The 13,642-nt window shown below is 69.3% G+C and carries 17 protein-coding genes; 7 read left to right on the forward strand and 10 right to left on the reverse strand.

The annotated features are described in order from the left end of the window. Positions 1-193 precede the first annotated feature (193 nt). The 3 genes from QTI05_RS10060 (at position 194) to QTI05_RS10070 (ending at position 1,622) form a co-directional block, all read left to right on the forward strand. A complete protein-coding gene (locus QTI05_RS10060; RefSeq protein ID WP_286540351.1) occupies positions 194-364 on the forward strand; it encodes a hypothetical protein in 171 nt (56 codons plus the stop codon). 89 nt (positions 365-453) lie between these two features. Next, positions 454-747 (forward strand): hypothetical protein, encoded by a 294-nt coding sequence (locus tag QTI05_RS10065; RefSeq protein ID WP_286540350.1) that lies wholly within the window; start codon positions 454-456, stop codon positions 745-747. A 74-nt stretch (positions 748-821) separates the two neighbouring features. After that, entirely contained in the window at positions 822-1,622 is an 801-nt protein-coding gene (locus QTI05_RS10070) for an aspartate dehydrogenase (protein WP_444812893.1), read from the forward strand. 626 nt (positions 1,623-2,248) lie between these two features. Here the strand turns inward: QTI05_RS10070 and QTI05_RS10075 are convergent. Next, on the reverse strand, positions 2,249-2,605 hold the full coding sequence (locus QTI05_RS10075; RefSeq protein ID WP_286540347.1) for a hypothetical protein: 357 nt from the start codon (positions 2,603-2,605) through the stop codon (positions 2,249-2,251). A 212-nt stretch (positions 2,606-2,817) separates the two neighbouring features. Between QTI05_RS10075 and QTI05_RS10080 the strand changes: the two genes are divergently transcribed. Continuing rightward, positions 2,818-3,498, forward strand: coding sequence for a hypothetical protein (locus QTI05_RS10080; RefSeq protein ID WP_286657805.1), 681 nt, complete (start codon positions 2,818-2,820; stop codon positions 3,496-3,498). 39 nt (positions 3,499-3,537) lie between these two features. Here QTI05_RS10080 and QTI05_RS10085 read toward each other — a convergent pair whose 3' ends face one another. Then, complete coding sequence (locus QTI05_RS10085; RefSeq protein ID WP_286624229.1) at positions 3,538-3,816, reverse strand: hypothetical protein; 279 nt, start codon at positions 3,814-3,816, stop codon at positions 3,538-3,540. 22 nt (positions 3,817-3,838) lie between these two features. After that, the gene (locus QTI05_RS10090; protein WP_286540341.1) at positions 3,839-4,315 is read right to left on the reverse strand and encodes an FKBP-type peptidyl-prolyl cis-trans isomerase; all 477 of its coding nucleotides are present in this window, start codon (positions 4,313-4,315) and stop codon (positions 3,839-3,841) included. A 47-nt stretch (positions 4,316-4,362) separates the two neighbouring features. Here QTI05_RS10090 and QTI05_RS10095 point away from each other — a divergent pair, with 47 nt between their 5' ends. Together QTI05_RS10095 and QTI05_RS10100 are read left to right on the forward strand one after the other, a co-directional pair. Then, complete coding sequence (locus QTI05_RS10095) at positions 4,363-5,361, forward strand: helix-turn-helix domain-containing protein (protein ID WP_286624231.1); 999 nt, start codon at positions 4,363-4,365, stop codon at positions 5,359-5,361. A 112-nt stretch (positions 5,362-5,473) separates the two neighbouring features. Then, positions 5,474-6,202: an alpha/beta fold hydrolase gene (locus QTI05_RS10100; protein ID WP_286624233.1), complete on the forward strand. Its 729-nt coding sequence runs from the start codon at positions 5,474-5,476 to the stop codon at positions 6,200-6,202. Positions 6,203-6,218: 16 nt separating this feature from the next. On the opposite strand, the gene selD is transcribed toward QTI05_RS10100, so the two are convergent. Then, positions 6,219-7,274, reverse strand: coding sequence for a selenide, water dikinase SelD (gene selD / locus QTI05_RS10105; RefSeq protein ID WP_286624234.1), 1,056 nt, complete (start codon positions 7,272-7,274; stop codon positions 6,219-6,221). A 21-nt stretch (positions 7,275-7,295) separates the two neighbouring features. Between selD and mnmH the strand changes: the two genes are divergently transcribed. Then, complete coding sequence (mnmH, locus tag QTI05_RS10110; protein WP_286624235.1) at positions 7,296-8,357, forward strand: tRNA 2-selenouridine(34) synthase MnmH; 1,062 nt, start codon at positions 7,296-7,298, stop codon at positions 8,355-8,357. Here the strand turns inward: mnmH and phnE are convergent. The 6 genes from phnE to QTI05_RS10140 form a co-directional block, all read right to left on the reverse strand. Then, a complete protein-coding gene (gene phnE / locus QTI05_RS10115; RefSeq protein ID WP_286624237.1) occupies positions 8,348-9,118 on the reverse strand; it encodes a phosphonate ABC transporter, permease protein PhnE in 771 nt (256 codons plus the stop codon). The two genes, mnmH and phnE, sit on opposite strands and share 10 nt — an antisense overlap. Continuing rightward, positions 9,115-9,948 carry a PhnE/PtxC family ABC transporter permease gene (locus tag QTI05_RS10120; protein ID WP_286624238.1) on the reverse strand — a complete coding sequence of 278 codons (834 nt, stop codon included), beginning with the start codon at positions 9,946-9,948 and terminating at the stop codon, positions 9,115-9,117. Before QTI05_RS10120 ends, phnE begins: the two co-directional genes overlap by 4 nt. Positions 9,949-9,959: 11 nt before the next feature. Continuing rightward, positions 9,960-10,793: a phosphonate ABC transporter ATP-binding protein gene (locus QTI05_RS10125; RefSeq protein ID WP_286624240.1), complete on the reverse strand. Its 834-nt coding sequence runs from the start codon at positions 10,791-10,793 to the stop codon at positions 9,960-9,962. Between the two features lie 22 nt (positions 10,794-10,815). Beyond that, positions 10,816-11,691, reverse strand: a complete 876-nt coding sequence (locus QTI05_RS10130; protein ID WP_286624241.1) for a putative selenate ABC transporter substrate-binding protein — start codon at positions 11,689-11,691, stop codon at positions 10,816-10,818. Between the two features lie 60 nt (positions 11,692-11,751). Beyond that, the gene (locus tag QTI05_RS10135) at positions 11,752-12,666 is read right to left on the reverse strand and encodes a hypothetical protein (RefSeq protein ID WP_286624242.1); all 915 of its coding nucleotides are present in this window, start codon (positions 12,664-12,666) and stop codon (positions 11,752-11,754) included. Between the two features lie 85 nt (positions 12,667-12,751). Further along, a complete protein-coding gene (locus QTI05_RS10140; RefSeq protein WP_286624243.1) occupies positions 12,752-13,573 on the reverse strand; it encodes a hypothetical protein in 822 nt (273 codons plus the stop codon). Between the last annotated feature and the right edge of the window lie 69 nt (positions 13,574-13,642).

Raw genomic sequence — 13,642 nt, forward strand, 5'->3', positions numbered from 1 at the left:
GGATGGCGGGGGCTTCAATGGGGGCAAGGAACATAGGAGAACCACCGTGCACCCTTACCCGGCAGTCCAGCGCATTCCCTTACGCCCGCGCGCGGCATTGCCACATGCCGACGACGGTCACCCCGCGCCACCCTTTGATGCAGGGAGCAGGTTTTGCACGCAGGAAACCAACATGACTTTCGAATACCCAGGAATGAGTTCGTCTTTTTGCCAGTGGCAGGAGCTCACCAAGCTCTACGCCAGCCAGCTCGATGCGCTGGCCCGTCATGAACCCGGCGCCGCCCTCGCGCTGGCACGCACCCAACTTGATCTCGAGGCCTGCCGCAAAGAGGTGGAGTCGCACGGCGCCACCGGCTGGCACTGAACGGGGCATACATCACACCGCACTTGACGAGCAACCTGGCCGTGGATCGAAAGCAAGTTCCTCTCGGCGCAACGAGCAGAGGCGCGTGGGTGGCGGCAGCCACCCTGCTGGAGGGGTTGCTGCTGTCGGCGTCGCCGGCATTGGCAGGCCCCGGCAATGCCCCGATGCAGGCCTCGAAGGCCGTTGACTTCAGCATCGTGATTCCGCCGGTCTTCAAGGTAACCCGCAGCCGGCCAGTGGCAGGCGGGCGCGAGGTGGTGATCTGGACGAACATGCCGGCGGTGCGCATTTCCGACCGCGAGCACCGCTTCGATCGCGTGGGCGAGGCGACATTATTCGTTCCCGAAACGACGGGCGGTGCCGGCATCGTGCACGGGCTCTAGCAGCGTCGCGCGCTGATCGGGGTGCGGGTGTGGGCAGAATGGCCCCACCACAATTACCCCGAAGGTTCTCCTTGTTGCGCGTGACATTCATCGGTGCAGGCGCCATTGCGGCCGAAGTCCACAGCCGGCTGGTCGCGCACGGCGATGCGGTGCGCATCGCGGCAGTGGTGCGTGCCGCAGGCGCGGCCAGCGCGCCGGAGCCCGGCGTGGCCCCGGGTTGGCACGGCGTGCCGGTGGTCGCAGCCGTGCCCTGGGACGCCTGCGACCTGGTGATCGAAATGGCCGGCAGCCGCGCCGTGACCGAGCACGTGGTGCCGGCGCTGCAGCGGGGCATCCCGTGCTTCATCTGTTCGGTCGGCGCGCTGGCCTTGCCGCAGGTCGCCGACGAGGTGCGCGCCGCAGCTGAACAGGGCGGCACCTCGGCGCAATTGATGAGCGGTGCCATCGGTGCCATCGATGCACTGGCCGCCGCCGCCGTCGGCGGACTCGACAGCGTGCACTACACCGGCCGCAAGCCGCCGCAGGCCTGGTCGGGCACGCCGGCCGAGGCGCAATGGCCGCTCGACCTGCTCACCGCACCCACCGTGGTCTTCGAAGGCAGCGCGCGCCAGGCGGCGCTGCAGTTTCCCAAAAATGCCAACGTGGCCGCCACTGTGGCGCTGGCCGGCGTCGGCTTCGACCGCACGCGCGTGACGCTGATCGCCGACCCCGGCGCGGACTGCAACGTGCACCACATCGCCGCCGCGGGCGCCTTCGGCCAGCTCGAGTTCAGCGCGCACAACCTGCCCTCGCCCGACAACCCCAAAACCTCGGCCCTCACGGCCTGGAGCGTGGTGCGGGCGGTGCTCAACCGGGTGGACGCGCTGCGGTTCTGACCCGTGCGGCGCGGCCTCGCCGTGCGAGGCCATCCGAAGGCTTCTTCCTTGCCATGACAAGAGGAGGCGGTTTCGTCTTACAGCCGGATCGGTGCAGCCAAACGAAAACTTTCGCCTGCATGGGAAGTTTTCACATGCGCTCAGAACCACGAGGAAAGCCATGGCGATGCCGGCCTTCAACACACCCCGCGATCCTTGGGAAAACCTCTGCTCCTGTGCGCGGAGGCACATATGAGCGCCGCGCTGCGACTGGGCGATAGCGTTCTCAAGATGCCGGTTGAGTGCGCGACATGCGGAGCGCGCAACCGCGGCAACGCGATGTTCTGTTCTGGCTGCGCTGGCCAACTCCCCGGCTTTGCGCCAAGTGGTCCCTCGGAGCTGGAACGAATCAAAAGCTTCAGTACCTGGCAGCAAGGCAGGGACACCCCCCGCGCCCCCAGCGTCACCGCCGTTCCTCCTGAACGAAGCTGGATGCCAACCTTCGCGGCTGTGGGCGTGGTGCTGCTCGGCCTCGGGCTGGCCTACGCGTTCCTTGTTCGCGAGCCCGATGAGCTGTTGCGCGATCGGCCTTCCAGCGTGGTCCTCGTGCCAGCGCCAGACGCCACGGCCCCGGTGGGCAAGGCCCCTCAGCAGGCCGCTGACGTGAGCAGCAAGGAGGCGGCATCCAAGGCTGCCAGCGACACCCGGCCATCGGATGCCGTGGTTGTCATCTTCGGCACGCATTCCCGGGAGCCTCGGAGCACGGCACCAGCGAGCACGGCACCAGCGCCGACCGACGCCTCGCCGGAACCGCCACTCCAGAAAGAGCAAACGGAGCAAACGGAGCCGGCGGAGCAGACGGCAGCGCCGCTGCCGGCTCGGACGAAGATTTCCAAACCCGCGTTTGCCGCCACCAGGCCGCGCGTGCCGGCCCCGGTGCCAAGCGGCGAATACAGGGAACGGTCGATGCCCGTGGCCAGTGCGCCGTGGGTGCAGACGCCCATTCCGGCAGCGGTTGCCCCGACGGCGACCATCGCACCCGCCCCCGCGGGGCCCAGTGCGCCGCGGGTGCAGGCGCCTGTTCTGGCGGCGATTCCCCCGACGGCAACGATCGCACCTGCCTCCACGGGGCCGACAGCACCCCGCCCCGGAAAGGAAGCGTTGTATAGCGTTGCCGGTGGCAGCGGCGCCGTCACCAGCGCCGCGGTGGCGGGCAATGGCGGCGGGAGCAGCGCGGCCGGAAGCACCGGCGCAGGTGCAGCCGCGGGCGGCCCGGGGGGCGGCGGGGCTGGTGGTGCGGGCGCTGCGGGCGCTGCTGGCGCTGCTGGCGGCGCTGGTGCAGGTGGCGGGGGCGCGGGTGCCGGAGGTGGCGCAGGCGGCGGCGGTTCAGGCGGCGGCGCGGGTGGTGGCGGCGCAGGTGGTGGTGGTCCCGGCGGTGGCGCGGGTGGCGGCGGCGCCGGCGGTGGTGGCCCCGGCGGTGGCGCGGGTGGCGGCGGCCCAGGTGGTGGTGGCCCCGGCGGCGGGGCGGGTGGTGGCGCTGGTGGCGGCGGTGCAGGTGGTGGTGGCCCCGGCGGTGGCGCGGGTGGTGGCGGCGCAGGTGGTGGTGGCCCCGGCGGCGGCGCGGGTGGCGGCGGCCCAGGTGGCGGTGGCCCCGGTGGTGGTGCGGGTGGCGGCGGCCCAGGTGGCGGTGGCCCCGGTGGTGGTGCGGGTGGCGGCGGCCCAGGTGGTGGTGGCCCCGGCGGTGGTGCGGGTGGCGGCGGCGCAGGTGGCGGTGGCCCCGGTGGTGTCGGCGGGCCAGGCGGCGGCGGCGGTGGCGGTGGCGGTGGCGGTGGAGGTGGAGGTGGAGGTGGAGGTGGAGGTGGAGGGTCGGGACGCTGAGATTGTCAGCCGACCATGAGCCCCATCAGGCCCATCAGTCCGGGCTGAAGCTCAACGGCTAGTGCCCCACGACCGACCAGCCCGCCTGCTGGTTGGTCTTGTCGTTTTCGTATTCCCAGCGGGTGCCGCAGCGGTCGCAGCGGTAGCTGGTGACATTGACGCTGTGGCCGCCGCTGTCGCCATCGCTGCGCTCTTCCTTGCGGCTCGAAAGCTGTACCAGCTCGGCATGGCCCGGCGCGCGGCGCCAGTTGCGCTGGATGCCGGCGCAGGGCTCGCACAGCACCATCTTCTTCATGTCGGCCGCGCGGGCGGAGAGTTTGGGGTCGGTGGTGGTCATGGTGACGAGTGTGCCCGCTGGTTCAATGGTGGTGCCCGTGCGCGCCATGCACATGCCGGTGCGCGATCTCTTCTTCCGATGCGGCGCGCACCTCGGTCACCTTGAGGCTGAAGCGCAGCTCCATGCCCGCCAGCGGATGGTTGCCGTCGAGCAGCACCTTGTCGCCCTTGATCTTCATCACCGTGAAGACCTGCGGCTCGCCGCGGTCGTTGCGGCCTTCGAGCGAGCCGCCCACCTTCACGCCCGGCGGGAACTCCGACTTGGGGATGGTGCGCGTGAGCGATTCGTCGCGCTCGCCGAAGCCGTCCTGCGGCTTGAGTTCGAGCGTGACCTGGTAGCCGGGCATGCGCCCGTCGAGCGCGGCCTCGATCTTGGGCAGCGTATTGCCATAGCCGCCGTGCAGGTAGACCATCGGGTCTTTGCTCTCTTCGATGAGCTTGCCCCGGGCATCGGCAACTTTGTAGCGGAGGGTGACGACGGTGTCTTTGGCGATTTGCATGGCACGATTCTCCCGCAGTGCGCCGTTCCCGTGAAACGAGGTGTCCTTTGGAAAGTACCCACACGCCGCCGGGCCCCGCGCCCACCGCCATCGCCCGCTGGGCGACCGATGCCGTGCCGCCGGCGCAGCGGCTCGACTACTGGATCGGCGCGATCTGCGAGGGCTTCCTCGAAATGGACGTCAGCGCGCGGCTTGGCCCGGGTTTTCGCGCCAGCCTCGAGGCCGCGCCGCTCGGCCCGCTGGTCGTGAACCGGGTGAGCGGTAGCGCCCAGGACGTCTACCGCACACCGCGCGCCGTGGCGCAGAGCCGCGACAACTTCTACTACCTGCTGCGCAAGTCCGACGTTCCATGGCACGCGGCGCAGGCCGGCCGCGAAGCGCGGCTGCTGCCCGGCGACATGCTGCTGGTGGACTCGCGCTTCTGCTACGAATTCCACTTTCCGCTGACGGCCAACACGCTGTCGATCGAGCTGCCGCCGGCGTGGCTCGAAGCCTGGCTGCCGCAGCCGATGGCGCAGCTGGGCCGGCGCATCGATGGCCAGTCGGGCTGGGGCCTCACCCTCAGCAGCTTCATGCACCAGCTGTCGCCCGAAGTGGCCGCATCGCCGCCGCTGCCGGGCGCGCTCATGGCCGACCAGCTTGGCGCCCTGCTGGCGCTCGCCACTGGCAATGCCGCGGCGGGAGATGCGGGCGAGGCCGCACCGGCACCGGCACCGGGGCTGCAGGCGCTGGCGCGCCGCGTGCGCGAACGGCTGCAGCAGCGCCATGCCGAGCCGGGGCTCACCGCCGGCGCCATCGCCGCCGACCTGGGCGTGTCGGAGCGCACGCTGCACCGCTGCCTGGCCCAGGGCGGCGCCACCTTCGGGCAATGCCTGGTCGATTGCCGCATGGCAGTGGCGCGACGGCTGCTGGACGACCCGCGCTTCGACCGGCTGACCGGGGCCGAAATCGGTCGCCGCGTGGGCCTCGCCGATGCCTCGCACTTCATCCGCCAATGCCGCCGGCAATTCGGCGCAACGCCCGGCGAGCTGCGCCGCAGGCGCTGAGAAAAAAGTACGGCAGGCGCTAATCGGCCATCGCGCTGGCGCGCAGCGGCCATCCGGAGCCGCCGCCCCGCCCTAGAGTGCGGCCGATTGCAACAACCAGAGGAGACCCCGAATGGCCGACACCTATGTCCTGATCCACGGCGCCTGGCACACCGGTGCCGAACTCGAGGCGGTCGCGCAACACATCCGCAACGCCGGCCATGTGGTGCATTGCCCCACGCTGGCCGGCAACCGGCCGGGCGACGACCGCGCCACCACCGGGCTCGCCGATGCCGTGGCCTCGGTGGCCGACTACCTCGAGGCGAACGACCTGAAAGAGGTTCGGCTGGTCGGCCACAGCTATGGCGGCATGGTGATCTCGGGCGTGGCGGAGCGCGTGCTGCCGCGGCTGCGCCGGCTGGTGTACGTCAACGCCTTCGTGCCGCAGCCCGGCGAGTCCCTGAACGACATGGTGCCGCCGCACTACGTCGGCATGTTCACCGCGATGGCGGCCGCGAACGGCGGTGCCGTCGTGCTGCCCTTCGAGATCTGGCGCGAGGCCTTCATCAACGACGCCGACCTGGCGCTCGCCACCTCGGCCTACGCCATCCTGAACCCGCATCCCTACCGCACCTTTACCGACGGGGTCGTGCTGCAGCGCCCGCTGGCCGAACTGGCGATCGGCAAGTCCTACGTCAACTGCCAGCAGGACACGGCCCTGCCGCACAGCCTGCCCTGGCACCCGCGGCTGTCCGAGCGGCTCGGGCTGTTCCGGCTGGTCGAATGCCCCGGCAGCCACGAGATGTGGTTTTCCAACCCGGAGCGCCTGGCGCGCGCAGTGATCGAGGCCGGGCGCGACTGAGGGGCGCTGCGTTCGCCTAAGCGAGGAACGACACGCCGGCGGTCTCGTCAGCCGCCGTCGCGCGCAGCGCGCCGACCTCGCCCGCCTGGGCAAAACCCGCAGCGCGGAAGGCGGCCAGCACGGCCGGCACGGCGTCGCGCCGGCAGCTCACCAGCAGGCCGCCGCTGGTCTGCGGGTCGGCCACCAGCGCGCGTTGCCAGTCGGATGCGGCGCCGGGCCATTCGATCTGCCCGCCGTAGCCGGCCCAGTTGCGGCCCGAGGCGCCGGTCACGATGCCCTGCTGCGCAAAGGGCACCGCGCTCGCGATCAGCGGCAGCGTGTCGAGCGACACATCGGCGCGCAGGCCCGAGCCCTTGCAGATCTCGAGCAGATGGCCGGCCAGCCCGAAGCCGGTCACGTCGGTCATCGCATGCAGGCCGTCGAGCGCGGCGAGTTCGATGCCGACGCGGTTCAGTTGCGTGGTGTGGCGAATCATCTCGGCGTAGCCGGCCGCATCGAGCAGCCCCTTCTTCAGCGCCGCCGAGAGAATGCCCACGCCCAGCGGCTTGCCGAGCACCAGCACGTCGCCGGCTTCGGCCGCCGAGTTGCGGCGCACCTTGTCGGGGTGCACCAGGCCGAGCCCGACCAGGCCGTAGATCGGCTCCAGCACGTCGATGCTGTGGCCCCCTGCGATCGGAATGCCGGCCTCGCGGCAGATGCTGGCGCCGCCTTCGAGCACCCGGCCGATCACCTCGGCCGGCAGCTTGTCGATTGGCATGCCCACGAGCGCCAGCGCCATGATCGGCGTGCCACCCATCGCGTAGATGTCCGACAGCGCATTGGTCGCCGCGATGCGGCCGAAGTCGTATGGGTCGTCGACGATCGGCGTGAAGAAGTCGGTGGTGGCGACCAGCGCCTGCGTGGCGTTGAGGCGGTAGACGGCGGCATCGTCGCTGGTCTCGGTACCGACCAGCAGCTCCGGCGGCACCAGGCCTTGCGGTGCGCGTGCCAGAATCTCCGCCAGCAAGCCGGGGGCAATCTTGCAGCCGCAACCGCCGCCGTGTGAAAAACGTGTGAGAGCGATCGGTTCCATGATGCCCGGAAGAATAAACCCATGACCCAGCGCGGCCCCGTGCGCGTCGCAGACCGTCATGCGTTCGACGTGGTGATCGACGCGCGCTCGCCGGCCGAGTTCGCGCTCGACCACATCCCCGGCGCCATCAATTGCCCGGTGCTCGACGACGACGAGCGCCGCATCGTGGGCACGCTCTACAAGCAGCAAGGCGCGTTCGAGGCGCGCCGCGTGGGCGGTGCGATGGTCGCGGCCAACCTGGCGCGGCACCTGAACGAGCGCTTCTCGGACAAGCCTCACACCTGGAAGCCGCTCGTGTACTGCTGGCGCGGCGGGCTGCGCAGCGGCTCGATGGTCACCTGGCTGCGCCTGGTCGGCTGGGATGCGCAGCAACTCGCCGGCGGCTACAAGAGCTTCAGGCACCATGTGCTGGACCAGCTTGCCGAATGCGTTCCGCGCTTGCGGCTGCAGGTGATCTGCGGCGCGACCGGCAGCGCCAAAACGCGCGTGCTGCAGGCGCTGGCGGCGCGCGGCGCGCAGGTGCTCGACCTCGAAGACCTGGCCAGGCACAAGGGCTCGCTGCTCGGCGCCCTGCCTGGCGTGCCGCAGCCCTCGCAGAAAGCTTTCGAAACGCAGATCGCCACCGTGCTGGAACCCTTCGACCTCTCGCGCACTGTGTACGTCGAGGGCGAGAGCGCCCGCATCGGGCGCATCGCGTTGCCGATTCCGCTGGTGGCGCGCATGCGCGCGAGCGCCTGCGTCGAGGTGCAGGCCACGCCCGAGGCGCGACTGGCCTACCTGCTGCGCGACTACGCCTACCTCGGCGACAACCGCGAGGCGCTCGCCACGCAGCTCGGCCTGCTGAAGGAAATGCAGGGCAAGGAAACCGTGGGCCGCTGGCAAGCCTGGGCCCGCGCGGGTGAGCTGCCACCGCTGTTCGACGAGCTGATGCGCCTGCACTACGACCCGCACTACGCCCGCTCGCAGGAGCGGCACTTCAGCACCTGGGCGCAGCGGCGCGCGGTGGCGGCCGACGATCTGTCGGATGCGGGCATCGCCGCCGTGGCCGACGCGGTGCTCGCGCTCGACGCGCCTCAGGCGTAAGCCGGCGCCAATCCGCGCCGCAGCCGACCGCTGGCGCTGTCGACCGCCACCACCATCGCGAACATCGCCAGGATCACCGTCGCCGCCTGCGTCTGCTGGAACAGCGACAGGTGGAAGTACAGCATCTGCCCCAACCCGCCCGCGCCCACGAAGCCCAGCACGGCGGCCATGCGGATGTTCATCTCCCAGCGGTAGAGCGTGTAGGCCAGCCACTGCGGCGCCACCAGCGGCAGGCTGCCGTAGGCAAAGGCGGCCGTGGCGCCACTGCCGGCTTCGCGCAGGGCGCGCTCGGGCAAGGCCGGCGCGTTTTCCAGCGCCTCGCCGAAGAGACGGCCGAAAACGCCCGTGGTGTGCAGCGCCAGCGCCAGCACGCCCGCGAACGGGCCCAGGCCCGCGGCCAGCACCATCAGCGCAGCCCACACCAGTTCGGGCACGCTGCGCAGCACGTTCAGGCAAAAGCGCGCGCCCTGCTTCGCCGCGCCGCCGAAGCGGCCCGAGGCCGGCAGCGCGAGCAATGCGCCGCCCAGCATCGCGAGCAAGGTGCCGAGCGCCGAGATCGCCAGCGTCTGCAGTGCGCCCCAGCCTGTCTTTGCAAGAAACGCCGGCGACACGTCCGGCGGAAAGAACTCGGCCACGAACTTGCCCATCGCGCGCATCGACTCACCCGTGAACAGCCCGCGCACGTCGATGGCGAGGTAGGCGAAGCTCGCGGTGATCGCGAGCGCCACAAAGGCCAGCACCGCCACGCCGCGCGCGTTCATGCCAGCACCTTGCGCAGCGTCGCACTCAACGCATCGGCCATCAACACCAGAAACAGAAACACGATGAGGATGCTGCTCGCCTCGCCACCGTTGAGCATCTTCATCGACTGGTCCATCAACTGCCCGAGTCCACCCGCACCCACGAAGCCCATCACCACCGAGGCGCGCACCGCGCACTCCCAGCGGTAGACCGTGTACGAGGCCAGCTCCTGCGCCGCGCCGGGCAGCAGCCCGTAGCAGAGCGCGGCGACGCGGCCGCTGCCGGCTTCGAGCAGCGCGCGCGCCGGCCGCGTGTCGCTCGATTCGAGGATCTCGGCATACACCTTGCCGAGCATGCCGCCGTAGGTGATGGCCAGCGCCAGCACGCCCGCAGCCGGCCCCAGGCCCAGCGCGCGCACCAGCACCAGCGCCCACACCACTTCGGGGATGGCGCGCAGGGTCGTCATCAGGCCGCGCGCCGCGGCGCGCACCGCCTGTCCGCGCCAGCGCCCCGACCCGGGCCCGATCCGCGAGATGGAAAGCGACTGCGCCACCAGCAGCCCGAGCGGCACGCCGATCACCAACGCCAGCGCAATGCCGGCGGTGGCCATCGCCAGCGTTTCGAGCGTGGCCTTGAGCAGCAGCGCCAGAAAATCCGGCGCCATCGAGGGCGGCAGAAAGCCCGCCAGAAAACCGCCCATCACGCGCAGGCTGTTGCCGTCGAACAGCGCGAGCGGCCGGAAATCGGTGATGAGCAGCATCGGCCACAGCACCACGGCCGCCACCAGCAGCGCAGTGAGACGGCCGCGTGCGGCCGGGTCGCGAAGAAGCGTGGCTGTGGTGGCGGTCACCGCAGGCCCGATCAACGGCACATCAGCGCCGAAGCCCGACTGTCGGCAGTGCCCTCGCCTGCGTCAGCGATGGCGTCGACGCCATGCACGGGAACGATGCCACCTTCGGCCGCATACAAGTCTTTCAGCATCGCAGCCGTCACATCGGTAGCTGCCATGTCGAACACGATGCGGCCTTCGCGCATGCCGACGATGCGGCCGAACCACTTGAGCGCCAGGTCGACCGCATGCAGCGACGCCAGCAGCGTCGCGCCCGTCGCCTCGCTCTGTGCCACCAGTTCGCGCAAGGTGGCATCGGCCAACGTCGGGTCGAGCGCAGACACCGGCTCGTCGGCCAGCATCAGGTCGGGTGCCTGGTACAGCACGCGCGCAATGCCCACGCGCTGCAGTTGTCCGCCGGAGAGTCGGTCGCAGCGCTCCCACACGCGATCCCCCAGGCCCAGCCGCGCGAGCGCCGCCTGCGCGCCTGCCGCATCGGCCGGCACCAGCAGCGATTTCATCGCCCGCAGCGCCGACCAGGCGCCCAGCTTGCCCGCGAGCACGGCAGTGACCACGCGCAGCCGCGGCGGAATCGGCGGCGCCTGGTGCACCGTGCCGATGCGCGCACGCAGCGCCTTCAACGCCGACGCCGACAGCGCCCAGGGCTCTTGCCCCAGCACGGTCACGCGCCCCTCGCTCGCGCGCACCGAGGTGCCCGCGATGCGCAGCAAACTCGTCTTGCCCGCGCCCGAAGGCCCGATCACGGCCACGCGCTCGCCCTGCCCCACGTGCAGCGTGGCATCGGCAATGGCGGTGAAGCCATTGGCGTGGTAGCGCAGCACCACGCCTTGCAGCGAGAGCGTCAAGGTCGCGTCGCCTTCCTGCGGGTTACTTGATGAGGCCGGCCGAGCGGCCGGCCGCCTCGATGCCGTCGTAGTTCGACGCCTTGGTGGGGATGAACTTCGATGCCCGCTGCAGCGCCAGGATCTCCTTGTGCTGCGGGTTGGCCGCGTCGAGCGCGAGGAACGCGTCGGCCAGCTTCTTCGTCGTGGCCGCGTCGAGGCCCGGCCGCACCGTCCAGTTGTAGTCGTAGTAGGTGGGCGTGGTCGCCAGCACGCGCACCTTGGCCGCGTTGGGGTTGTTGGCCTCGACCAGCTTCTCCCACACCGATGCGTTGAGCACGCCCGCATCGGCACGGCCGGCCGCCACGAAGGCGACCGTGGCGTCGTGCGCGCCCGAGTACGCCACCGTCTTGAAATCGCGCTCGGGGTTGATCTTGGCCGCGTCCTGCATGAGGAAGTAGCGCGGCATCAGGCTGCCCGACGTGGACGACGGCGCCCCGAACGCAAAGGTGCCGCCCTTCAGGTCGGCCAGCGTCTTCGCCTTGCTCTCGGTCGGCACGATGAACTTGCTGGTGAACACCTCGTCCTCCGCGCGCTGCACGATAGGCACCGCCTTGCCGTCGGTGCGCAGCTTGGCCTGCACAAAGGTGAAGCCGCCCAGCCAGGCCAGATCGATCTTGTTGGTGGCCAGCCCCTCGACCACCGCCGCGTAGTCGGTCACGGGCGTGAACTGCACCTGCATGCCCGTGGCTTGCGCCAGGTAGTCGCCGAGCGGCTTGAACTTGCGCTGCAGTTCGGTGGGGGCTTCGTCGGGGATGGCGGAGACGCGCAGCACGGCGGTGGGCTGCGCGTGGGCTGCCAGAGGGGCGAGGCAGGCGGTGGCCAGGAGGGCTAGGGTGGATTGGAGGATGAGGCGTTTCATGTGATCGGAGGAAGGAGGGCGGATAGGCGAGATTGTCGCGGCTCGGCCATCGGCTTCCTCTCAGAGCGAATCGATCGCCTCGATCACCGCACCTTCTGTCGGTACGCGCCGAACCGTATGGGTCGTTGGGTTGTACAGCACGACGGCGCCCGTTGTCGAAAACACGAGCCGACCTTTTTCCACTTTGCCGTCGGCGCGCGTCACCGACAGGCAGTCCGCACCAACGATTCGCTTCTGACCTTCGACTTGCTTGGGGGCTGGCTGGCCGAGTCGTTGCAAACGGCCTTCCATTGACACGCAGACCGTCGGATCAACAACCCAATTCTTGATGTGTGCCGTCCCCGCGAAATGACCCGCCAGTGGGATCACGCTCAGCACTGAACAACCGAACACCAGGGCAAGAAGGCCCGCGAACATGACCGCAGGAGTGGACAGCGCAACGAGGCCCGAGGAAAAGGCCCCGACGATCGCTATGACGAGCCATGGCTTCTCGCGGAGCTTCTGACGGAGCTTTACCCCGCCCTGCTGACTCTGAGGCAGGCGCATGACATGCACCGCAAGGCGATAAAGTCCAAAGCAAAAAAGAGCGATCAGCCCCATGAAGAACGCGCTTGTCCATATCTTCCAAACAAACGGCCACAGCAGACTCCACGCGTCCGCGTAGAACGCCCAATTGTCCAGGGCTTTGAAGTTGGAGATGACCTGAAAGACAGCCCATCCGCCCAGGTTGAACAGATCGAGCGAGGAGCCGAAGACCGACGCATGGGGAATACCCATGCTGGTTTGGACTGCGAGCGCTACGCCATAGCCAAGCAGGGCCAATACGATAGCTATGCCAGAAGAGAGCGTTAGGGCGATACCCAACCAACTGGCGCCACGCGTCGCGATAGCTGCTTGCCTATCCGAAACACCACCCATCGGCGACGCGGATTTTTTCCCGGCGCCTGTACCCTCTGCATTGCTCGCCACACTCATGCTTGCGCTCCGTCACCGAGCTTCTGTTCCAGCCGTCTGGCCCCGCGCCCTATGGCCACCTTGATTCCCGCATTGAGCACCTGCGTCATCGCGATTGAACCCGCCTTGGTGTCAGCGAATCGATCGTCAACCGACATGCGCGCCAGAAGAGCCAGAGAAAGACCAGGGGCAGCACGATGGTTTGCACCGCGAACAGCGCAAGCAGCCGAACCATCCGATCGGCCCAGTCGCTGGCCGACCTCAACAGCGACTCGATTGCAGACTGCGCGTCCGCCATTCGCTGAAACCAGGCCTTGGCCCGGGTGAGCATGCCGACATCGGGCCCCGGCTCGATCTTGACAGCCGGACTCTGCTCCAGGGTGGCGACCGCCGATTGGTACTCCGGCGCCATCACAGCTTTGTAGACCAGGCCGTTGGCGGCCACGCTCAGAGGTACTGCGAAGCGCACGAGCAGCATGAACACGAGCAACGCCTGCAGCACGCGGGGCATTGGTGCTCTGCCGCGCCACACCGTAAGAGTGGCCGCGAGCATCGCGATCGACAGCAGCGCCGAGACCACCCAATGCGCGCCGATTTCCAACAGCAGCAATTGGATGCCGAAGGCGACGCTGACGGCGAGCATCAACGCTGCGAACCGATCCACAAACTCCTGCACGGGGCGCAGAGCCTGGCCAGGGGAGACTCCGACGCCGGTGCCAAAGAGCTTGAGGTCGACATTGGCGCTTTGTGCAACGGACAAGGTCGCACCGATGGCGCGGGCGGTGGCGAAGACCTTGGCTGCACGAGCGAGGTCTTCGCGCACCTGGGTGCGGGCTGCGGCGTCGATGGGGGCTTGCCAAGCAACAAAGAGAATGAAGGTGGCTAGGGTGAGGAGGAGGAATCTGCGAAGCAAAGTTTGGGCGAGCATGGGTCGTAAGGTCTTGGGCGTCCGAAACTAGACGGTTGACGGCGTTCGAAGCCGAGACACGGTACTCTA

The organism is Variovorax fucosicus, from assembly GCF_030316825.1.
In the GTDB taxonomy this organism is placed as follows: domain Bacteria; phylum Pseudomonadota; class Gammaproteobacteria; order Burkholderiales; family Burkholderiaceae_C; genus Variovorax; species Variovorax fucosicus.

Bases quoted from the DNA above. Each gene is read 5' to 3' on its own strand.
- QTI05_RS10060 (WP_286540351.1), top strand. From the start codon at position 194: ATGAGTTCGTCTTTTTGCCAGTGGCAGGAGCTCACCAAGCTCTACGCC.
- QTI05_RS10075 (WP_286540347.1), bottom strand. From the start codon at position 2,605: ATGGGCGTCTGCACCCACGGCGCACTGGCCACGGGCATCGACCGTTCC.
- QTI05_RS10080 (WP_286657805.1), top strand. From the start codon at position 2,818: ATGGCGGCGGGAGCAGCGCGGCCGGAAGCACCGGCGCAGGTGCAGCCG.
- QTI05_RS10085 (WP_286624229.1), bottom strand. From the start codon at position 3,816: ATGACCACCACCGACCCCAAACTCTCCGCCCGCGCGGCCGACATGAAG.
- QTI05_RS10090 (WP_286540341.1), bottom strand. From the start codon at position 4,315: ATGCAAATCGCCAAAGACACCGTCGTCACCCTCCGCTACAAAGTTGCC.
- QTI05_RS10100 (WP_286624233.1), top strand. From the start codon at position 5,474: ATGGCCGACACCTATGTCCTGATCCACGGCGCCTGGCACACCGGTGCC.
- selD (WP_286624234.1), bottom strand. From the start codon at position 7,274: ATGGAACCGATCGCTCTCACACGTTTTTCACACGGCGGCGGTTGCGGC.
- mnmH (WP_286624235.1), top strand. From the start codon at position 7,296: ATGACCCAGCGCGGCCCCGTGCGCGTCGCAGACCGTCATGCGTTCGAC.
- phnE (WP_286624237.1), bottom strand. From the start codon at position 9,118: ATGAACGCGCGCGGCGTGGCGGTGCTGGCCTTTGTGGCGCTCGCGATC.
- QTI05_RS10130 (WP_286624241.1), bottom strand. From the start codon at position 11,691: ATGAAACGCCTCATCCTCCAATCCACCCTAGCCCTCCTGGCCACCGCC.
- QTI05_RS10135 (WP_286624242.1), bottom strand. From the start codon at position 12,666: ATGAGTGTGGCGAGCAATGCAGAGGGTACAGGCGCCGGGAAAAAATCC.
- QTI05_RS10140 (WP_286624243.1), bottom strand. From the start codon at position 13,573: ATGCTCGCCCAAACTTTGCTTCGCAGATTCCTCCTCCTCACCCTAGCC.